20 protein-coding genes are annotated in these 18,425 nt (G+C 67.7%); 10 read left to right on the top strand and 10 right to left on the bottom strand.

From position 1 onward, the window contains the following. Positions 1–104: 104 nt before the first annotated feature. On the bottom strand, positions 105–449 hold the full coding sequence (locus tag IAI53_RS08855; protein ID WP_187717730.1) for a zinc ribbon domain-containing protein YjdM: 345 nt from the start codon (positions 447–449) through the stop codon (positions 105–107). Between the two features lie 401 nt (positions 450–850). On the opposite strand from IAI53_RS08855, the gene IAI53_RS08850 reads away from it, so the two are divergent. Further along, positions 851–1,561, top strand: coding sequence for a YceI family protein (locus IAI53_RS08850; RefSeq protein ID WP_187717729.1), 711 nt, complete (start codon positions 851–853; stop codon positions 1,559–1,561). A gap of 9 nt (positions 1,562–1,570) precedes the next feature. On the opposite strand, the gene IAI53_RS08845 is transcribed toward IAI53_RS08850, so the two are convergent. The 5 genes from IAI53_RS08845 to IAI53_RS08825 all read right to left on the bottom strand — a co-directional run bounded on the left by IAI53_RS08845 (position 1,571) and on the right by IAI53_RS08825 (position 6,357). Next, on the bottom strand, positions 1,571–2,044 hold the full coding sequence (locus tag IAI53_RS08845; RefSeq protein ID WP_187717728.1) for a YbhB/YbcL family Raf kinase inhibitor-like protein: 474 nt from the start codon (positions 2,042–2,044) through the stop codon (positions 1,571–1,573). Between the two features lie 266 nt (positions 2,045–2,310). Continuing rightward, positions 2,311–3,750, bottom strand: coding sequence for a sensor histidine kinase (locus IAI53_RS08840; RefSeq protein WP_187717727.1), 1,440 nt, complete (start codon positions 3,748–3,750; stop codon positions 2,311–2,313). A gap of 62 nt (positions 3,751–3,812) precedes the next feature. Continuing rightward, positions 3,813–4,733, bottom strand: a complete 921-nt coding sequence (locus IAI53_RS08835; protein ID WP_187717726.1) for a GGDEF domain-containing response regulator — start codon at positions 4,731–4,733, stop codon at positions 3,813–3,815. Then, complete coding sequence (locus tag IAI53_RS08830) at positions 4,730–5,158, bottom strand: response regulator (RefSeq protein ID WP_187717725.1); 429 nt, start codon at positions 5,156–5,158, stop codon at positions 4,730–4,732. Before IAI53_RS08830 ends, IAI53_RS08835 begins: the two co-directional genes overlap by 4 nt. Positions 5,159–5,439: 281 nt before the next feature. Further along, entirely contained in the window at positions 5,440–6,357 is a 918-nt protein-coding gene (locus tag IAI53_RS08825) for a LysR family transcriptional regulator (protein ID WP_187717724.1), read from the bottom strand. 170 nt (positions 6,358–6,527) lie between these two features. Between IAI53_RS08825 and IAI53_RS08820 the strand changes: the two genes are divergently transcribed. The 8 genes from IAI53_RS08820 (at position 6,528) to IAI53_RS08785 (ending at position 13,683) form a co-directional block, all read left to right on the top strand. After that, positions 6,528–7,565, top strand: coding sequence for a cupin domain-containing protein (locus IAI53_RS08820; protein WP_187717723.1), 1,038 nt, complete (start codon positions 6,528–6,530; stop codon positions 7,563–7,565). Between the two features lie 31 nt (positions 7,566–7,596). After that, positions 7,597–8,307: a fumarylacetoacetate hydrolase family protein gene (locus tag IAI53_RS08815; protein ID WP_187717722.1), complete on the top strand. Its 711-nt coding sequence runs from the start codon at positions 7,597–7,599 to the stop codon at positions 8,305–8,307. 40 nt (positions 8,308–8,347) lie between these two features. Next, complete coding sequence (locus IAI53_RS08810) at positions 8,348–9,541, top strand: 3-hydroxybenzoate 6-monooxygenase (RefSeq protein WP_187717721.1); 1,194 nt, start codon at positions 8,348–8,350, stop codon at positions 9,539–9,541. An 11-nt stretch (positions 9,542–9,552) separates the two neighbouring features. After that, the gene (maiA, locus tag IAI53_RS08805; RefSeq protein ID WP_187717720.1) at positions 9,553–10,191 is read left to right on the top strand and encodes a maleylacetoacetate isomerase; all 639 of its coding nucleotides are present in this window, start codon (positions 9,553–9,555) and stop codon (positions 10,189–10,191) included. 39 nt (positions 10,192–10,230) lie between these two features. Beyond that, complete coding sequence (locus IAI53_RS08800) at positions 10,231–11,214, top strand: TRAP transporter substrate-binding protein (protein ID WP_187717719.1); 984 nt, start codon at positions 10,231–10,233, stop codon at positions 11,212–11,214. Positions 11,215–11,319: 105 nt separating this feature from the next. Further along, positions 11,320–11,817 carry a TRAP transporter small permease gene (locus IAI53_RS08795; RefSeq protein ID WP_187717718.1) on the top strand — a complete coding sequence of 166 codons (498 nt, stop codon included), beginning with the start codon at positions 11,320–11,322 and terminating at the stop codon, positions 11,815–11,817. Continuing rightward, complete coding sequence (locus IAI53_RS08790; protein WP_187717717.1) at positions 11,814–13,106, top strand: TRAP transporter large permease; 1,293 nt, start codon at positions 11,814–11,816, stop codon at positions 13,104–13,106. Before IAI53_RS08795 ends, IAI53_RS08790 begins: the two co-directional genes overlap by 4 nt. Positions 13,107–13,137: 31 nt before the next feature. Further along, positions 13,138–13,683 (top strand): hemerythrin domain-containing protein, encoded by a 546-nt coding sequence (locus tag IAI53_RS08785; RefSeq protein WP_187717716.1) that lies wholly within the window; start codon positions 13,138–13,140, stop codon positions 13,681–13,683. A 309-nt stretch (positions 13,684–13,992) separates the two neighbouring features. Here the strand turns inward: IAI53_RS08785 and msrA are convergent, their stop codons facing one another. The 4 genes from msrA to IAI53_RS08765 all read right to left on the bottom strand — a co-directional run bounded on the left by msrA (position 13,993) and on the right by IAI53_RS08765 (position 16,310). Continuing rightward, a complete protein-coding gene (gene msrA, locus IAI53_RS08780) occupies positions 13,993–14,640 on the bottom strand; it encodes a peptide-methionine (S)-S-oxide reductase MsrA (protein ID WP_187717715.1) in 648 nt (215 codons plus the stop codon). Beyond that, the gene (msrB, locus tag IAI53_RS08775; RefSeq protein ID WP_187717714.1) at positions 14,637–15,143 is read right to left on the bottom strand and encodes a peptide-methionine (R)-S-oxide reductase MsrB; all 507 of its coding nucleotides are present in this window, start codon (positions 15,141–15,143) and stop codon (positions 14,637–14,639) included. The genes msrA and msrB overlap by 4 nt, the downstream gene beginning before the upstream one ends. 34 nt (positions 15,144–15,177) lie before the next feature. Continuing rightward, the gene (locus IAI53_RS08770) at positions 15,178–15,981 is read right to left on the bottom strand and encodes a DUF1223 domain-containing protein (protein WP_187717713.1); all 804 of its coding nucleotides are present in this window, start codon (positions 15,979–15,981) and stop codon (positions 15,178–15,180) included. Between the two features lie 92 nt (positions 15,982–16,073). Next, entirely contained in the window at positions 16,074–16,310 is a 237-nt protein-coding gene (locus IAI53_RS08765) for a hypothetical protein (RefSeq protein ID WP_187717712.1), read from the bottom strand. 336 nt (positions 16,311–16,646) lie between these two features. On the opposite strand from IAI53_RS08765, the gene IAI53_RS08760 reads away from it, so the two are divergent. After that, positions 16,647–18,374 (top strand): hypothetical protein, encoded by a 1,728-nt coding sequence (locus IAI53_RS08760; RefSeq protein ID WP_187717711.1) that lies wholly within the window; start codon positions 16,647–16,649, stop codon positions 18,372–18,374. Positions 18,375–18,425 lie beyond the last annotated feature (51 nt).

Genomic DNA, 18,425 nt, shown 5'->3' with positions numbered 1-18,425 from the left:
TTTGGTAGGAGCGGGCTTGCCCGCGATTGAGGCCTGAAATCAAACGATGGCCGAATCGCGGGCAAGCCCGCTCCTACGCGGTAGCGGTTGCAGCATGGCGTGCTTCAGGCCTTGCGCAGGAAGCAGGCCTTGAGCATGAACTGGCCCGCGTCGGTCTTGCAGTCCACCTCGTGGTCGCCGCTGCCGACGATGCGGATGTTCTTGATCTTGGTGCCCACCTTGAGCGTGGTGGATGAGCCCTTGACCTTCAGGTCCTTGACCAGCACCACCGTGTCGCCGCTTACCAGCGGGTTGCCGTTGGCGTCGCGCACCTCGCGCTCGCCGTCCTCGGCCGTCTCCGCGTCGGCGGCCATCGGCCATTCGTAGCCGCAATCGGCACACACGTAGTTGTCGCCGTCCGGGTAGGTGTTCTCCAGCGTGCATTGCGGACAGGGCGGAATCGTGGACATGGTGGCGGCTCGCGTCTGGTTGGAAAGGCCGCGAGGGTAGCGCCCCGGCCGTGTGCGCGGCAAGCGCGGCGGGCCGGCGCATAGAGCCCCTAACAGAATGAAACGCCCCCGCATTGGGGGCCAGAAGCGGATGACCGCGCGAAGCGCGACGCAGTCAAGGGTGGCTCCCTTGGCAAGGAGCGCGACAAAGCGAGCGCCGCTTCTGGCCCCCAACCCGCAGGGCCGGGCTGTCTTGGGGCGCATCGCCGCGTTGCGCCCCCTTGCAAGGCAATCAGCATTGCGGCGGGGCCGCGCCTTGCGCTGCACCCCAAGACAGCCCGGCGCGGGGGCGTTTCATTCTGTTAGGGGCTCTTAGTGCCAGAATGGTCCGGTCGTCGACTGTTTCCCCGGAGCCTGCCGTCATGCTCGTGTTGCGCCGCATCCTCATCCTGGGCCTGTTCGCCACGCTGTTGAGCGGGTGCGGCAGCGTTCCGCCGGTAGCGCCGGCCGTCGGCGAGACACTCCCCGCGCCGGGCCCGGCGCCGGTCGCCGCAACCCATGTGATCGACGCCGCGCAGTCCGATGTGCGCTTCCTGGTGTTCCGCGCCGGCACGCTGGCGCGCCTGGGCCACAACCACGTCGTCCGTGCCGCGGCGATCGACGGTCAGATCGTGCTGGCCGATGAACTGCGGCTGTCGTCCTTCGTGCTCCGCCTGCCGGTGGCGGGTTTCCGCGTCGACGAGCCGGCGCTGCGCGCCGAGGAGGGCGAGGCCTTCGCCTCGGTGGTGAGCGCCGAAGCGGCTGCCGGCACGCGCAACAACATGCTCGGCGAGGCGGTGCTGGATGCCGGGCGCCACCCGCAGGTGGAGATCCGCTCGCTGTCGGTCTCCGGCCCGGCCTGGGCGCCGGACGTCACCGTGGCCATCCGCCTGCGCGGCGTGGAGCACCGGCAGACCGTGCCGGTCGCGCTCGACCGACAACCGGGCCGCCTGGTGGCCACGGCGGTCTTCGAGGTCCGCCAGAGCGATTTCGGTATCGTGCCGTTTAGCGTCCTGGGCGGTGCGCTGCAGGTGGCCGATGCGCTGAAGGTGAGGATGCGGCTGGTGGCCGTCCCCGCCGAACCCTTGCGCTGAACGGCACCGTCAGCGCTGGTAGAAACCCAGCAGTTCCGCCTGGGCCAGCACATGGCCCTGCATTGCCTGCACCAGGCGCTGCTTGTCGGGGTGGCCGAGGTCGGGCAGCAGCTTGTCCAGCGCGTAGAGCCTGAAGAAGTAGCGATGGCGGCCGATGGGCGGGCAGGGGCCGCCGTAGCCGGTGCGTTTCCAGTCGTTGAGTCCCTGCTGGGTGCCGGGCGGCAGCGAGTCGACATGCACGCCGGCCGGCAGGCTGCCGGCCGAGGGCGGGAGGTTGTAGAGCACCCAGTGCACCCACACCCGCTGCGGGGCGGCGGGATCGGGCGCGTCGGGGTCTTCCACGATCAGTGCCAGGCTGCGGGTGCCGGCCGGCGGGGCGGTCCAGGCGAGCGGCGGCGAACTGTCGTGGCCGTCGCAGGTGTAGATGGCGGGGATGTCCGCCGTGTTGGCGAAGGCGGGCGAGGTCAGCGTCAGGGCGCTCATGGCGGCTCTCCGGGGAAGGGGCGGCACAGGCCCCTCTCTTGTCGGATAGCAGCTGCGCGCGCCGCATGCAAGACGCCGTGCCCGGGCTGTGTCCGTGAGTGGGCCGGTCTATCGTTCCGTGTGGCCGCGCAGCGGGTGCGAGAGCCTGGCCTCCGGCCTTTCCTGCCGGTGCCGCCACTCAGCGCGGCTTGGCCGTGGGCGCAGGACATCAGAACGCGTGCGACTGCTCCTCATGGGCAGGCACGCGCAAGCCGGGGCGCATCTCTTCAGCAAACGCCCTCGACATGGGTCGGCCAGGTGAACACGAAGCAACTCCCGCGCCGCGGCGGCGCACTCTCCACCCGGATCGTGCCGCCGAAGCCCTCGATGGTCTTGCGCACGATGGCCAGGCCCATGCCGCTGCCTTCGACCTGGTCGCGCGGCTTGAGGGTCTGGAACATCTGGAAGATGCGCTCGTGGAACTCGGGTGCGATGCCGGGGCCGTCGTCCTCGACGCGGAACTCGACGAACTCCCCGCTGGGAGTGGCCGATACGGTCACCCGTCCCGTGTCGCGATCGTGGTGCTTGAGGGCGTTGTTGATCAGGTTGCGCAGCACCTGCTCGAGCGGTGCCTTGTTGGTGGTCAGCACGGGCATGTCCGCGCTGCAGCTCACGGTGAAGCCGGGGCGTGGCGCGAGGTAGTCGCGGATCTCGCCGACCAGGCGGCCGAGGTCCACGGTTTCGGCATGGCCGTTCTGCCGGCCGACGCGCGAGTAGGTCAGCAGGCTCTCCAGCAGGCTGTCGAGGCGGTCGACCCGGTTGTGCAGCAGGCGCAGGTTGTCGTGGGTATCCTCCGAGGCGGTCGCGCGCACGTCCTCGGCGATCCACTCGGTCAGGTTGCGGATGCCGCGCAGCGGAGCCTTGAGGTCGTGCGAGGCGACGTAGGCAAAGTTGTCGAGCTCGGCGTTGCTACGCTGCAGTTCGCGCAGTGCGGCGTCGCGTTCGTCCTGCGCCAGGCGCAGGCGTTCGCTCATGTGGTTGAAGGCCTCGGCGATGCGGCCGATCTCGTCATGGTCGGTCACCGCGACTTGGTGGCGCAGGTCGCCGGCGGTGGTGGCCTCGATGCCGTGCAGCAAGGCATGCACCGGGCCGGCCACCCGGCGCGCGGTGCGCAGCGCGGTGAACCAGAGCAGCGCCAGCGCGGCAAGGCCACCCAGGACCGAGGAGATCAATACCTGGTCGAACTGCCGCAGGAAGTTGCTCCGCAGCGCGGCGAGCAGTTCGAGTTCGCGCTGGATGGCCTGGTCGTTCAAGCGGCGGAACTGGTCCATCAGCGCCTTGCTGGTGCCTTCGTGGACGATCCTCAAGGCCTCGGCATGCCGCCCGTCGTGGGTCAGTCTGATCGTCCGGGACAGCAGCTCGATGCGCGCTTCGGCCACCGGATGCATGCGCGCCAGCAGGTCCTGGGCGTGTGCATCCTCGACCAGGCCATGCAGCGACCTGAAGCGCGTAAGCAGGGTCGCCGTGGCGTTCTCGTAGGGTTCGAGGTAGGCGGGATTCTGAGTGAGCAGGAAGCCCCGCTGGCCGGTTTCCGCGTCGATCATGTCCTCGCGCATCGCACGCAGTTCGCGCTCGATGGCTTCGGTGCGGGTGAAGCCGTCGGCAAGCGTCTTGAACTCGGCTAGATTCCAGTGGAGTACGCCGAGCAGGCTCACCAAGATGACCATGGCGACTCCGAACAACAGCCAGACGCCGCCGGTGATCGTCCTGGTGCCGAGCCGTGCGCGCGTCACGAGTCGCCTTCCGCGCAGGCGACGCCGCGGCCGGTGCGCTTGGCCTGGTACATGGCCCCATCGGCCGCGCGCAGCAGCTCGTCGCGGTCCGTGCCGTCGGCGCTCAGCGGGGCGACGCCAATGCTGATGCCGATCTGCAGTTCATGGTCATTCCAGGCGATCGGTGCGGACACGGCGTCGATGATGCGCTGGGCGAGGGCCAGCACGCCGTTCAGGTCCGAACCATCGATCAGCGCGGTGAACTCGTCGCCGCCGAGGCGGTAGAAGCGGTCGTTGGCCCGCCCGGTGGCCTCCATCCGGCGCGCCACTTCGGTCAGCACGGCGTCGCCGGCTTCATGTCCGTAACGGTCGTTGGCGGCCTTGAAGCGGTTGAGGTCCATCATCAGCAGGCAGGTGCGTTGGGTGCCGCGCTGGGCGCCGGCCAGTGCATGGTCCAGATCACGGACGAACAGACGGCGGTTGCCCAGGTCGGTGAGGCCGTCGTGCATGGCCTGGTGTTCGAGTTGCGCGCGCGCTTCGCTCAGTTCGCGCTCCAGACGGCCGCGCTCAAGGGCATGGGTGAGCGCGCGGTGCAGCGTGTCGGGGGCCAGCAGCGCCTTGGGCAGGTAGTCGCAGGCGCCGCCCTTCATGGCCTGCACCGCGATCATCTCGTTGCCTTCGCCGGTGAGCATGACCACCGGGACCTGCGGTGCCAGCGTACTGCGCAGTTCGGCCAGCAGGGTGAGGCCGTCGGTGCCCGGCAGGTGGTAGTCGAGCAGGAAGCAGTCGAAGTGCTGCGTGGCGGCCAGGCTGCGGGCCTCGTCGGCGGTGGGCGCTTCCACGAGCTCGCCCTGCCAGCCTGCCTGGCTCAGCGCACGCCGCGCCAGGCGGCGGTCGACCTCGTCGTCGTCGATGAGCAGGACGCGCTGCGAGCTCATTGCACGTCCGGCAGTTCGACCACCCGCCAGAAGTGTTCGAGCATCGACACCGCATCCAGGAAGCTGCGTCCCGGGCTGTGCTTGAGCACGTAGCCGGACACGTTCTTGTCGTAGGCGCTGACGCGGTCGCGCTCGTCGGCCGAGGTGGTCATCACGAACACCACGCTGCGGTGCAGCTCGGGGTCCTTGCGTACCTCATCGAGGAACTCCAGCCCGCCCATGCGCGGCATGTTGAGGTCGAGCAGGATCACGTAGGGGCGGGGGAGCGGTTCGTGTCCGCCAGTGCCACGCAGCATGTCCAGCGCTTCCAGGCCGTCGCGCGCCTGGTACAGCGGGTTGGCGATCTTGAGGTCGCGGAAGGCGCGCTTGACGGCCATCACGTCGACGTCGTCGTCTTCCACCAGAAGGATGTTAACTACGGCCATTGCGGGGTCCTCGGGCCGACGCACGATTGCGTCCGTATGCGATTTTACTAGCGCGAAAGATATAGGTCCAAGGATGTGTTTGTAGAATCGTGAAGTGCTTCCTCGCGTGACTCTTCCCATCTCCGCTTTGGTGGCGAGCCCGCGTTGCTTGCAGGAATCGGGGGCGGTGCCGGGGGCGACGGGGCGAAGATCGTCGGTCTATCGCTTCCGGATATGTTTGGCCGATTATCCGTTTGGCCGAGGCAATGGTGCCGCTCCTTTGCCCCCGGCAGGCCCGCGGCCTATTCGCGCACCATGGGCGGATCGAGCTCCGACATCAGCTCGGCGATTGCGCCGCGCAGCCAGCGGTTGCCCGGATCGTGGTGGAAGCGCGCGTGCCAGTGCTGTTTGACGGTGAACTCCGGCAGGGTGAAGGGCACCGGGAAGATGCTGAAGTCGCCGCGGCCGCGCAGCAGTTCGCCCAGGCGGCGGGGAACGGTCATCAGCAGGTCGGTGCGCTCGACCACGAAGGCGGCGCCGAGGAAGTTGGGGATGTTGAGCACGATGCGTCGGGTGATGCCCTGGCGGGCAATCTCCTGGTTGATGACCTGGTGGCCGGTGCCCGAGGTGCTGAACACCGCGTGGTCCTCGGCCTGGTACTGCGCCAGGCTGAGTCCGCCGCGGATGCGCGGGTGGTCTGCGCTGGCCAGGCAGACGTACTGCTGGCGGAACAGCGCCTGCTGGTAGAAGCCGGCTTCCAGGTCGGGGATGAAGCCCACGGCGAGGTCGGCCTCGCCCGCTTCCAGCAGGCGCCCGGTGTCGGCCGACAGCGGCGAGATCTCGATCCTCACCCCGGGCGCGGTGGCGCGCAGCCGCCGCCACAGGCGGGGCAGCAGCACCAGGTGGGTGATGTCGGTCATGCAGATGCGAAAGCTGCGCTCGGAATTGGCCGGGTCGAACAGCGCGCGGTGGCCGAGCGCCTCGTCCAGCGCGTCCAGCGCGTTGCGGATCGGGCCGGCGAGCTCGGCCGCCAGCGGCGTGGGCTCCATGCCGGCCGAGGTGCGCACGAACAGCGGGTCGCCGAAGTGATCGCGCAGCTTGCCCAGGGCGATGCTCACCGCCGGCTGGCCAAGCTCCAGCTGCTCGGCGGCGCGGCTGACGCTGCGCGTCTTGTAGATCGCATCGAAGACCATCAGCGGACGCAGGTCGGGGGTGCTCATCCTCGGCTCACTATTCGATTTTCGAAATCGCATTATTCCACGCCATGCGTCGACGGAATAAAGCTCGCTCGATAGATTGCACTCCACACAACGCATCGCCGCCCGCTGCGACCGGGCCAATCCCGGTCGGGACAGCCGGAGCGGCGACCGAAACGCTGGAGGAGCGAACAATGCTGGAACTCGGACGACTCGACGAACTGCCGCAGGACTACCGCGACGCGCTCGACGCACACAACCTGGTGCCGCTGTGGCCCAGCCTGCGCGCGGTGCTGCCGCCGGGCGTGCCCACGCGGCGCACCAGGCCGGTGAGCTGGTCGTATGAAGCGCTGCGCCCGCTGCTGCTCAAGGCCGGCGAACTGACCCCGATCGAGAAGGCCGAGCGCCGCGTGCTGGTGCTGGCCAACCCGGGCCACGGGCTGGAGAAGATGCAGGCCAGCGCGGCGATCTACCTGGGCATGCAGCTGCTGCTGCCGGGCGAATGGGCGCCGGCGCACAAACACACGCCGAACGCGGTGCGCATGATCGTGGAAGGCGAGGGCGCCTACACCACGGTCGATGGCGAGAAGTGCCCGATGAGCCGCGGCGACCTGATCCTCACCCCCACCGGCCTGTGGCACGAGCACGGCCACGACGGCAAGGCGCCGGTGGTGTGGCTGGACGTGCTCGACCTGCCGCTGGTCTATTACATGGAAGCCTCCTACGTGACCGAGGGCGAGGCCCAGCAGGTCGAGGCCCAGGCCACCGAGCGTGCCTACCGGCGCGGCGGGGTGGTGCCCTCGCCGGTGTTCGCGCGCGCCGACAAGCGCTTCCCGATGCTGCGCTACCCGTGGGCCGAGGTGCGTGCCGCGCTGCTCGCGCTGGCCGAGGCCGAACCGCAGATCGAGGCGGTGCAGGTGGCCTATGTGAACCCGGAATCCGGCGCCGACTGCCAGGCCATCCTCGGCTACTCAGCGCTGATGCTGCGCCCGGGCGAAACCCTGCAGCTGCCGGCGCGCTCGCCAGCCACCGTGTTCCACCAGATCGAAGGTGGCGCGCAGGTCAGCGCGGACGGCGCCAGCTTCACCCTGGCCGAAGCCGACACCTGCTGCGTGCCCGGCTACGTGCCGATCACCCTGAGCAACCGCTCGGCCGAGCGGCCCGCCTTCGTCTTCGTCGCCGACGAGTCGCCGCTGCACAGGAAGCTCGGCGTCTACGAAGTGCGTGCCTGATTTCCCGACAGAACCCACAGAGACACCCGACATGAGCCAGACCCAATACCTGTTCACCCCGCCCCCGGTGTACTCCCTGCCGGTGCGCGGCCTGCAAGCGCGCTACCCGGTCAATCGCATCTTCTGCGTGGGCCGCAACTACCACGCCCACGCGGTGGAGATGGGCGTGCCGGTCGACAAGGCCAATGCGCAGCCCTTCTACTTCACCAAGGCTGCTTCCACGCTGGTCGAATCCGGCGCCACCGTGCCGTACCCCACCGGCACCAGCAATTACCACCACGAGATGGAGCTGGTGGTCGCCATCGGCGCGCCGGGTTTCCGCGTCACCGAATCCGATGCCGCCAGCCTGATCTACGGCTACGCCGCCGGCCTGGACATGACCCGCCGCGACCTGCAGCTGGTGGCCCGCGAGCAGGGCCGGCCCTGGGATCTGGGCAAGGACTTCGAGCTGTCCGCAGTATGTGCCGAGATCGTCCCGATCGGCGAGCTGGACATCCTCGGCAGCGGGGCGATCCGTCTGGAGGTGAATGGCGAACCCCGCCAGTCGGCCGACCTGTCGCAGCTGATCTGGAGCATCCCCGAGCTGATCGCCGACCTGTCGAAGTTCTACCACCTGCAGCCCGGCGACCTGATCTACACCGGCACCCCGGAAGGCGTGGGCGCGGTCAAGCCGGGCGACCGCCTGGCCGGCCACATCGACCGCGTCGGCGGGATCGCGCTGACCATCGGCGCGGCCGAATAAGCCGCCCCCAGGCGGACGGACGAAGAGAGAGGAGAGAGACATGAGCCAACAACGACCCGTGATCGTCGCCGGCGGCGGCATCGGCGGCCTGGCGGCAGCGCTCGCGCTGGTGCGCCGCGGCTTTGCGGTGAAGGTGCTGGAACAGGCGCCGGAGATCGGCGAGATCGGCGCCGGCATCCAGCTCGGCCCCAACGCCTTCCACGCCTTCGACGCCCTGGGCGTGGGCGAGAAGGCGCGCGGCCGCGCTGTGTACACCGATGAGATGGTGATGCACGATGCGCTCGACGAAACCCTGGTCGGCCGCATCCCCACCGGCGAGGCCTTCCGCAAGCGCTTCGGCAACCCCTACGCGGTCATCCACCGGGTGGACGTGCATCTGTCGCTGCTCGAAGGCGCGCAGGAGACCGGCCGGGTGGAGTTCCTCACCTCGACCCGGGTGGAGCGCATCGAGCAGGACGACGAAGGCGTGACCGTGTTCGACCAGCACGGCAATGCCCACCACGGCCTGGCGCTGATCGGCGCCGACGGCGTCAAGTCGGTGGTGCGCGCGCAGTACGTCAATGACCCGCCGCGGGTCACCGGCCACGTGGTGTACCGCGCGGTGGTGGACAAGCAGGATTTCCCCGCCGAGCTGCAGTGGAACGCGGCCAGCATCTGGGTGGGGCCCAACTGCCACCTGGTGCATTACCCGCTGCGCGGCGGTGAGCAGTACAACGTGGTGGTCACCTTCCACAGCCGCGAGCAGGAAGAGTGGGGCGTCACCGAAGGCAGCCCGGAAGAGGTGCAGAGCTACTTCCAGGGCATCTGCCCCAAGGCCCGCCAGCTCATCGACCTGCCCAAGAGCTGGAAGCGCTGGGCCACCGCCGACCGCGAGCCGATCGGCCAATGGACTTTTGGCCGCGCCACCCTGCTGGGCGACGCCGCCCACCCGACCACGCAGTACATGGCGCAGGGTGCGTGCATGGCGCTGGAGGACGCAGTGACGCTGGGCGAGGCGCTGCGCGTGCATGACAACGACTTCGCCCGCGCCTTCGACCTGTACCAGCGTTCGCGCATCGCGCGTACCGCGCGCATCGTGCTGTCCTCGCGCGAGATGGGGCGCATCTACCACGCCAAGGGCGTCGAGCGCCTGGTGAGGAACGAGCTGTGGAAGGGCCGCACCGCCGAGCGCTTCTACGACGCCATGGAATGGCTGTACGGCTGGAACGCCGACAACTGCCTGGCGCGCACCTGAGGGCGGCGGCGATGAAGCTGTACAACTTCTTCCGCAGCGGCACCTCGCACCGCCTGCGCATCGCGCTCAACCTCAAGGGCATCGCCTACGACTACGTGCCGGTGGACCTGCGCACCGAGGAACACCTCGGCGCCGCCTTCCGTGCGCTCAATCCGCAGGCCCTGGTGCCCGCGCTCACCGACGGCGAACTCACCCTGACCCAGTCGCCGGCCATCATCGAGTGGCTGGAAGAGCGCTACCCCACGCCCGCGCTGCTGCCCGCCGACCCGGCGGCGCGTGCGCGGGTGCGGGCGCTGGCCGCCATCGTCGGCTGCGACATCCACCCGCTCAACAACCGCCGGGTGCTGGAATACCTGCGCCGCCAGCTCGGCCAGGACGAGGCCGCGGTGCTGGCCTGGTGCGCCACCTGGATCGGCGCCGGCTTCGACGCCCTCGAGGCCCTGCTGGCCGCCGACCCCGCACGCGGCGCCTTCTGCCACGGCAACGTGCCGACGCTCGCCGACGTGTATCTGGTGCCGCAGGTCGAGAGCGCGCGCCGCTTCCAGGTCGACCTTTCGCCTTACCCCAACATCGTCGCGGTCGACCGCGCCTGCGGCGAACTCGACGCCTTCCGCCGCGCGGCACCGGCCCTGCAGCCGGACGCGCAATGACTCGTCCACACTTATAACAAGCACATCCGGAGACAAACCATGAAGATCACCCGATTCGCTCGATTCGCACGCGCCGCGCTCGCCGGCCTGGTCCTCGGCGCCACCGCCGCCGGCGCTGGTGCGCAGAGCCTCAAGCTCGGCCACATCACCCCGCCCACCCACGTCTGGCACCAGGTCTCGGAGAAGATCGCCGCCGATCTCGCCACCGCCTCCGGCGGCAAGATGAAGATCGCGGTCAGCCCGCTGCAGAAGCTCGGCAACGAGGCGCAGATGATCAACCTGATGCAGGCCGGCGCGCAGCAGTTCGGCGTGTTCACCGTGGGCGCCATGTCCAATCGCGAGGAAGCCTTCCTCGGCTGGTCGCTGCCCTACGTGTTCCGCGACGTCGAGCACGCCTCGCGCGCCGCGGCCACCCCGGCCGCGCGCGAGATGCTCCGCCGCCTCGACAAGCACGGCCTGGTCGGCCTGGGCTACGCCTTCGCCGGCATGCGCCACGTGCTCTCGCTGCAGCCGGTGGCCTCGGCCGCCGACCTGGCGAACAAGAAGATCCGCTCCTTCCCCAACCCGGTGTACAACGACTGGTGGAACGCCAATGGCGCCGCACCCACCGCGATGCCGCTCTCCGAGATCGCCCCGTCGCTGACCACCAAGCTGCTCGACGCGGTGGATGTGGACCTCGATGCGCTGGTCGGACTGAAATTCCACCAGCAGGCGCCCAACCTCACCCTGACCGGCCACATGGCCTTCCCGGCGGTGATCGTGGTCTCCAAGAAGTGGTGGGACAGCCGCTCGCCGGCCGAACGCGAGATGATCGCCAAGGTGGTCGCCGACGCCGAGACCTGGGGCTTCAAGGCCGCCATCGACGCCGACGTGGCCAACCTGGACAAGGCCCGCGCCGACGGCGCCCAGGTCATCCAGGCGGACGTGGCCTCCTTCCAGGCGGTGGGTGGCAAGGTGCGCGAGCAGTACATCGCCCGCAACCCGCTGATCGCCGACTTCTACGGCCAGGCCAAGGCGCTCTGAGCCGCGTGGCTCACCGGAGCACCGAGTCACATCCGTGACGCGCGCGGGCAGGGGGCCGGCATGGCCTCCGCCCGTGCGCTCGCACCGCACTGAGGAGTCCCGACAGTGTTGGAATACATACAGAAGGCCGACCACGGCCTGGCCTGGATCGAGCGCGGCCTGGTGGTGGCATTCACCGGCGCGATCGCCTGCATCATGGTGGCGCAGGTGGTGATGCGCTACTTCTTCGGCGCGCCGCTGTTCTGGGCGGAGGAAATCTCCGTGCAGATGCTGGTGTTCGCCACCCTGTTCGGCCTGTCGCTGCTGGTGCGCCACGGCCAGCTGGTGACCATCGACTTCCTGCCCAACGCGCTCTCGCCGCGCGCGCGCCACGGGCTGTCCGCCGCGCTTGGCGTGGTCATGCTGGGGCTGTTCGCCTTTCTCAGCTGGCTCGGCTGGGAGTGGATCGCCCGCCCCGAGGTGCGCATCGAACTGGGCGCCACCACCCAGCTGCCGCGCTGGTGGAACTACGCCGTGCTGCCGCTGGCCGCGGCGATGATGGCCTGGCACCAGCTGGCCGCCATCCTGCGCGAGCTGCGCGCCTTCGCCGGAGGTGCGCGATGATCACCCTGATCGTGTTCTTCGGCCTGCTGTTCGCCGGCCTGCCCATCCTCGGCACCATCCTGGTCAGCGCGCTGGTGTTCATGGCCACCGCCGACCTCGCCGTGCTGTTCGATTCGGTGCCCATCCAGTTCTACGGCGCGCTGGAGATCAACAGCCTGCTGGCCATCCCGCTGTTCCTGCTGGTGGGCGAGATCATGAACAAGGCCGGGCTCACCCAGCGCCTGATCGCGGTGGCCGAGGTGCTGGTCGGCGGCCTCAGGGGCGGGCTGGCCTACGCCAACCTGTTCACCAACGCCATGGCGGCCTCCATCCTCGGTTCGGCGATCGCGCAGATCGGCGTGATGAGCAAGGTGATGATCCCGGCCATGGAGCGCACCGGCTACGACCGCGCGTTCTCCGGCGCGGTCACCGTGTCCGCCGGCCTGCTCGGGCCGATCATCCCGCCGTCGATGCTGATGATCATCTACGGCGTGGTCGCGGTGCAGCCGATCGCTCCGCTGTTCATTGCCGGCATCCTGCCCGGCGTGCTGCTGGTCAGCGCGCTGGCGCTGGTGATCGTGCTGTTCGGCCTGCTCGGCCCCGGCCTGCTCGGCCCCGGCCTGCCGGCCGGCCAGCGTGGCGACCGCGCGGCCTCGCTCCGCGTGCTGGTCGAAGGCCTGGTGCCGGCGGTGATCCCGGTGGTGGTCATCGGCGGCATCATGGCCGGGGTGATGACGCCCACCGAGTCCGGCGCCGTCGCCGCGGTCATCGCGCTGGCACTGGGCCTGGCCTACCGCGAGATCCATGTGCGCGAGCTCGGCCGCATCCTGCTGGAAGTGGGCATCAACACCGCCACCATCACCGGCCTGATCGCCGCCGCCTCGGTGCTGAGCTGGGTGCTGGCCTTCCAAGGCGTGCCCGACCTGGTGGTCGAGGCCATGCAGGGGCTCACCGATTCGCCCTTCGTCTTCCTGCTGCTGGTCATCGTCATGATGCTGCTGCTCGGCATGTTCCTGGAGAGCATCAGCGTGCTGATCGTGGTGGTGCCGCTGCTGATGCCGGTGGTCACCAGCCTGGGCATCGACCCGATCCACTTCGGCGTGGTGTGCACCGTGGCCACGGTGATCGGCCTGGTCACCCCGCCGGTCGGCCCGGGGCTGTACATCGCCATCGTCCAGGCCGACATCCGCATGGGGCCGCTGTTCCGCGCCACCGCGCCCTTCCTGCTGGCGGTCATGCTGGTGCTGGTGCTGATCGCCGCGGTGCCGCAGATCTCCACCTGGCTGCCGGCATTGATGACCGCGCGCTGAGCGCGCCCTACCACGACATGGATACCAGAGCATGAGCACGCCCAATGACAGCGCCACCGGCAACGCGCCGGTCCAGGACTTCTCCCACTGCCACGCCGGCATCCTCAAGCGCCTGGACGTGTTGAACGAGCTGCCGGCCCTGCTGGACCCGGCCGCCCGTGCGCGCGAGATCGCCGCCGGCGCGCTGGAGTTCTTCCGCGAGGCGATCTTCGAGCACCACCTGGACGAAGAGCGCGAACTCTTCCCCGCGGTGCTCGCCAGCGCGGAGAAGGGCGCCGAGCGCGATCAGGTGCAGGTGCTGGCGAAGCGGCTCACCGACGAGCACCGCGAGCTGGAATCCTCGTGGAAACGGCTGGAAGCCGAGCTCAAGCGCGTCGCGCGTGGGCAGGACAGCCATCTGGACGTGGCCGAACTCGAACGCTTCGTCGCCCGCTACCGGGCGCACGCGCAGTTCGAAGAGGTGGAGTTCCTGCCGCTGGCGCAGACGATCCTGGGGCGCGTGTCCAGCCACATGGCCGCACTCGGGCTGTCGCTGCACATGCGCCATGCGCCGAGGAAGCCGGCCACCTACATCTGAACCGCCCCCGTAGGAGCGGCCTTGGCCGCGATCCGGCCGCCGGGAAGAGCGAACGCCGCAATCGCGGGCAAGCCCGCTCCTACCCGCATGACATCGCTTGGTGCTCACGGCAGGCGCAGGCAAATGCAGGAGCAGCCTTGGCCGCGATCCGGCCGCCGGGAAGAGCGAACGCCGCAATCGCGGGCAAGCCCGCTCCTACCCGCATGACATCGATTGGTGCTCACGGCAAGCACAGGCAGATGTAGGAGCGGCCTTGGCCGCGATGTGGCCGTGGCAAAGCGAACGCCGCAATCGCGGGCAAGCCCGCTTCTACTCCTTCTTCCCCCACAACTGCTCCAGCCGCGCATCGCGCCCGCAGCCGCTGCGGTAGTAGTTGTAGCGAATCGGATTCTTCTTGTAGTAGTCCTGGTGATATTCCTCGGCCGGGTAGAAGGTATCCGCGGCAACGATTTCGGTGTGGATGCGCTCGAACTTTCCGCTCTGCGCCAGCGCATCGCGGCTGGCCTCGGCGGCGCGGCGCTGTTCCTCGTCCAGATAGTGGATGCCGCTTCGGTACTGGTTGCCGATGTCGCAGAACTGGCGGTCCTTCACCGTCGGGTCCACGTTGCGCCAGTAGTGTTCCAGCAGTTGCTCGTAGCTGATGCGTGCGGGGTCGTAATACACCCGCGCCGCCTCGGCGTGGCCGGTGGCGCCGGTGGTCACCTCCTGGTAGCTCGGGTTGGCGGTCTTGCCGCCGATGTAGCCGGATTCGGCCTCGAAGACGCCCGGCAGCTTCTCGAAATCCGCCTCGGTGCACCAGAAGCAGCCGCTGGCAAAGATCGCTGTCGCCGCGTTTGCGGGAATGGTCTTGGTCCCGTCGCCGGTTGGCGCCGGTCCATCTGCCGCGGTGCAGGCGGTCAGCGCCAGGGCGAGCGCGCCTGCGAGCGCCAGCCGGATCGCCGGATGCGGGGTGTTCATGTACGCAGCTCCGGCAGCGGCTCACTGCGCGGCACGAAGCGCAGCGCGAGGCCGTTGTTGCAGTAGCGCTTGCCGGTGGGCTTGGGGCCGTCGTCGAAGACGTGGCCCTGGTGTCCGCCGCAGCGCGCGCAGTGGTACTCGGTGCGCGGCCAGATCAGCTTGAAGTCCAGCTTGGTGCCCACGGCGCCGGCCAGCGGCTGCCAGAAGCTCGGCCAGCCGGTGCCGCTGTCGTACTTGGTGGCGCTGTCGAACAGCGGCTGGAAGCACGCTGCGCAGATGTAGGTGCCCGCGCGCTTCTCGTCGTTCAGCGGGCTGGTGCCGGGCGGCTCGGTGGCCTCCTCGAACAGCACCTCGAAAGCCGGGCGGGGCAGCAGCTTGGCCCATTCCTCGTCGGACTTGACCAGCGTGGGGCCGTCCGCATCCGCCGCGCTGGCGACGCGGTAGCCGCCGAGCGGGAACAGCGAGGCCCCCAGCAGGGTGTGGAGCGTTTGACGTCGGTTCATGGTGTCCTCCTTTGCGCGGTTCGGTGCAAGCGCTTCAGCCGCCGGCCGCCAGGCAGCCGGGCAGGGCGAGCGCCTGCAGCACTTCGCCGCCGCTCATATCTTCGACAAAGGCCGCCGCGCCCAGATTCGCCGGATTCCATCCGGCCGGCAGCGCGACGGTCTCGCGCAGCACCTGCGCCGCGGCGCCGGCTTCCAGCACGCGCGGCAGCCAGCGGCGCACCACGCGGTCGTGGCCCAGCGTGACGCCGGCGTTCTCGCCGCGGCGCACGTCGGAGACCAGCTTGTCCTCATAGAGCACCAGCACGCCCTGCAGTGCCCCGCCTTGCTGCCCGGCGGGCAGCGCGAAGCGTGCTTCGAGCTCCACCTCGCGGCCGTCCAGCGGACGCATTGCCAGAGCGATGGCGGCGCGCGCCGGCTGCGCATTCACTGCCTGTATCTGGCGCGCGAACGTGCTGCCGTTGTGCCAGCCGCGCAGCTCGCGCATGCCCACGAAGACCTCGGGGGTGTAGATCGTGCGCGAGCCGGACAACTGCCCCAGGCGGCGCTGGCGCGCGGTGAACTGCGCCTGCGCGTAGGGATCCTGCCAGCCGATGTAATCCCAGTAATCGACGTGCAGCGCCAGCGGCACCAGGCGGTCGGCGCCCAGCCCGCCGGGCAGGGTGCTCAGCCAGCGGTCCGCCGGCGGGCAGCTGCTGCAGCCTTCCGAGGTGTACAGCTCCACCAGCGCCACCGTGTGTGCGGGACTTTCCGCGCTGCAACCGGCGGCGGCCAGCGCCTGCGGGGCGGTCAAGGTCGCGGCCGCGATCAGCGTCAGGCTCGCCAGCGCTTTCCTGGGCATCGAACGTGCTCCGGCAGTGTCGATACCGTATGGTCGGCTGAGGGAGGGGAGACCTTACAGCGCGGGGCGGATGCTTCCTGCGGACGGGCGCCTCAGTCGCCCGCCACGACTTCCTCGTCGTCGTCCAGCACGCCCAGCTCGCGCCCCCATTCCTCCAGGTCGCAATGCTCGCGTTCGGGGAAGTTCGTGCTCACGTCGATCAGGTGATAGCCGCCCGGCGCCTGCGCGACGACGCTCTCGTGCGCCCGGCGCATCACCTGCCCGCGCTTCTCCAGCTTCTGGTTGATGCGCACCAGCAGCGCGTGCTCGGAAACGGTTCTCGTGCTCATGGCGACGCTCCGCGATGGACTCACTTCACGATAGCCGGGTTGTGGGCTTGCACAAAGCGGAAAGGGGAGTGTGCGGGAGGGGCCGTGCGAGTGGTGCCGTGAGCAGCGTCGCTTGGCAGCAATCGGCCAGAAGCGGCCGGTCGCCATCCGATCCAGATAGCGGTCATCCGCGCTGCGCGGTATGCTTTACGCCTACTACCGTAAGCGCACCGTTTTATGCATGCGCTTTTATGACGGCAAGGGAATCATAAAAATATACTATCGTAGTAGATTGAGTGGATCGACACATCCTCCGCCTTCCTCCCCGGAACTAAACTAAGAACCGAGCTTGAGCAGATGCGAATTATCTTCACGGTCGTCTTTCATTGGGCTTTTCAACGATTTACCTGGCTGATAGCGATCATTCTCGTCCTTTCAGTCGGCTACCTTGTGCAGAGGGAGCTCCCTCTGTTTCGGCAGTTTAACGAGGACGAAGCGGCCTTGGACCTGCTTCACCAAAAGCAGGGGGGCGTGATTTCGTTAGCTCAAACCGTCGAGGCACGAACTCACGAGGCGGCGAAAGAATTGCCGCTGATGTCTGCGAGCGCGCTAAACGAAAGGCTAGTTTCGCTTGACGGTCAGATTCTCGCAGCAAAGGCTGAACTGCGCGATGCGTCAAAACTACCGAACCTTATGAACCCGGCGCAGGCGATTATTGAATCTGCGGGTCTTCGTGTAAGAATTTCAGCACTTGAGCAAGAACGGCACTTTATCGGCAAACTCCTTCCGGCGGTTGAGAAGCTCTTGAGTTTCAAGGACCAAGGGGAGGAGGCGGTCAGGGCGCAACCAGAGGCTCGGCGCAAGCACGTTGAGCTGTATGCGCTCTGGGAAAAGAAGAACGCAGAATACCAATCTCTTCCACCTACCCAAGGGTTTTGGCGAGCCATCTCAAATGAATACGTTGATCCCGAAAAGGTTCGACGGGAGCTTGACCAGCTGCGTACCGCTGTCGTGGAAGCCGCCTCGACCGCAGCAAGCATAGATGCCCAGGTGGCACGCCTTCAGCAGCTTCGGAACGACGTAAATGTCGTTTCTGCTTTTCAGTATGACCGGAGTGTTGCTGACGCAGTAAATAATGAGCTAATCGCCGAAATAGCCGCTCGAGAAGAGCGTCTGAAAAACTACTGGCTCCAATGGATCATCACCCCGCTGAAGGCGGTTCTTCCAACCGCTCTGATGTTGCTTGCCTCGATCATACTATTGCCGCTTGTCCTGCGGCCTCTGCTTTACTACGTCGGAGTGCCACTCGCCTCCCGCCGCCCGCCGATCTGCCTGGTTCCAGAATCGACCGGTAGAGTCGATACGCAGGTTGGGGACGAAGGCAGCTTGCGTTCGGGTATCTCGCAGACGGTTATTCTTAACAAAGGGATGGAACTCCTCGTGCAGCCGCATTACCTGCAGAGCGTCCCGGAAGCCTGCAGTAGCGGTACTTGCGCGGTCCTGCGTGGCTCTTACCTTCTGACAAGTATTGCGGCGGGCTTGTTTAATCTAACCCGCGTGACCTCTGACGTGCCGCAGTCTGTGGTTTTGTCCGCTGGCCGTGACTCCCTGACCGAACTCGCTTTGCTCTATGTGCCAGATGGTTCGGCGATGGTTTTCCATCCTCGCAGTCTCGTTGGCGTTGTCCAAGAAGCGGAACGGCCGGTCAGAATCACCAGTCACTGGCGCGTCCTCAGTCTGCACGCTTGGATGACGCTTCAGTTCCGATATCTGGTCTTTCACGGTCCGGTGACCCTGATTGCTAAAGGCGCGCGCGGGGTTCGAATTGAGTACGTGGGAATGGGGCGCGACGTCGATCAGGACTGCACACTCGGTTTCACCGCAAATCTCGGGTATTCAACGCACAGAAGCCAGACCTTTGGCGCATATCTGACCGGGAAGAAGCACTTGTTAAAGGACCGTTTTACTGGTGACTTTGGCTATGTGCTGTACGAGGAAATGCCTAGCCGTGGCTCCCGTTCAGGATCGGGAGCGAGAGGCATTGAGGGCGTGCTAGATGCGGCCCTCAAGGTGCTCGGAATATAGTCACTCTGAAACTGAGGAGCATGCATCGGGTTCAGGGGGCTCGGGCCAATC

This window comes from Thauera sedimentorum, assembly GCF_014489115.1.
Lineage (GTDB): Bacteria > Pseudomonadota > Gammaproteobacteria > Burkholderiales > Rhodocyclaceae > Pseudothauera > Pseudothauera sedimentorum.
Note: the sequence above shows the minus strand (reverse complement) of the source record. Positions and strands in the feature narration are given on the sequence as shown.

Bases quoted from the DNA above. Each gene is read 5' to 3' on its own strand.
- IAI53_RS08785 (WP_187717716.1), top strand. From the start codon at position 13,138: ATGAGCACGCCCAATGACAGCGCCACCGGCAACGCGCCGGTCCAGGAC.
- IAI53_RS08765 (WP_187717712.1), bottom strand. From the start codon at position 16,310: ATGAGCACGAGAACCGTTTCCGAGCACGCGCTGCTGGTGCGCATCAAC.
- IAI53_RS08815 (WP_187717722.1), top strand. From the start codon at position 7,597: ATGAGCCAGACCCAATACCTGTTCACCCCGCCCCCGGTGTACTCCCTG.
- IAI53_RS08790 (WP_187717717.1), top strand. From the start codon at position 11,814: ATGATCACCCTGATCGTGTTCTTCGGCCTGCTGTTCGCCGGCCTGCCC.
- IAI53_RS08845 (WP_187717728.1), bottom strand. From the start codon at position 2,044: ATGAGCGCCCTGACGCTGACCTCGCCCGCCTTCGCCAACACGGCGGAC.
- IAI53_RS08830 (WP_187717725.1), bottom strand. From the start codon at position 5,158: ATGGCCGTAGTTAACATCCTTCTGGTGGAAGACGACGACGTCGACGTG.
- IAI53_RS08850 (WP_187717729.1), top strand. From the start codon at position 851: ATGCTCGTGTTGCGCCGCATCCTCATCCTGGGCCTGTTCGCCACGCTG.
- maiA (WP_187717720.1), top strand. From the start codon at position 9,553: ATGAAGCTGTACAACTTCTTCCGCAGCGGCACCTCGCACCGCCTGCGC.
- IAI53_RS08825 (WP_187717724.1), bottom strand. From the start codon at position 6,357: ATGAGCACCCCCGACCTGCGTCCGCTGATGGTCTTCGATGCGATCTAC.
- IAI53_RS08855 (WP_187717730.1), bottom strand. From the start codon at position 449: ATGTCCACGATTCCGCCCTGTCCGCAATGCACGCTGGAGAACACCTAC.
- IAI53_RS08835 (WP_187717726.1), bottom strand. From the start codon at position 4,733: ATGAGCTCGCAGCGCGTCCTGCTCATCGACGACGACGAGGTCGACCGC.
- IAI53_RS08820 (WP_187717723.1), top strand. From the start codon at position 6,528: ATGCTGGAACTCGGACGACTCGACGAACTGCCGCAGGACTACCGCGAC.
- IAI53_RS08840 (WP_187717727.1), bottom strand. From the start codon at position 3,750: ATGGTCATCTTGGTGAGCCTGCTCGGCGTACTCCACTGGAATCTAGCC.
- IAI53_RS08760 (WP_187717711.1), top strand. From the start codon at position 16,647: ATGCGAATTATCTTCACGGTCGTCTTTCATTGGGCTTTTCAACGATTT.
- IAI53_RS08770 (WP_187717713.1), bottom strand. From the start codon at position 15,981: ATGCCCAGGAAAGCGCTGGCGAGCCTGACGCTGATCGCGGCCGCGACC.
- msrA (WP_187717715.1), bottom strand. From the start codon at position 14,640: ATGAACACCCCGCATCCGGCGATCCGGCTGGCGCTCGCAGGCGCGCTC.
- msrB (WP_187717714.1), bottom strand. From the start codon at position 15,143: ATGAACCGACGTCAAACGCTCCACACCCTGCTGGGGGCCTCGCTGTTC.
- IAI53_RS08800 (WP_187717719.1), top strand. From the start codon at position 10,231: ATGAAGATCACCCGATTCGCTCGATTCGCACGCGCCGCGCTCGCCGGC.
- IAI53_RS08810 (WP_187717721.1), top strand. From the start codon at position 8,348: ATGAGCCAACAACGACCCGTGATCGTCGCCGGCGGCGGCATCGGCGGC.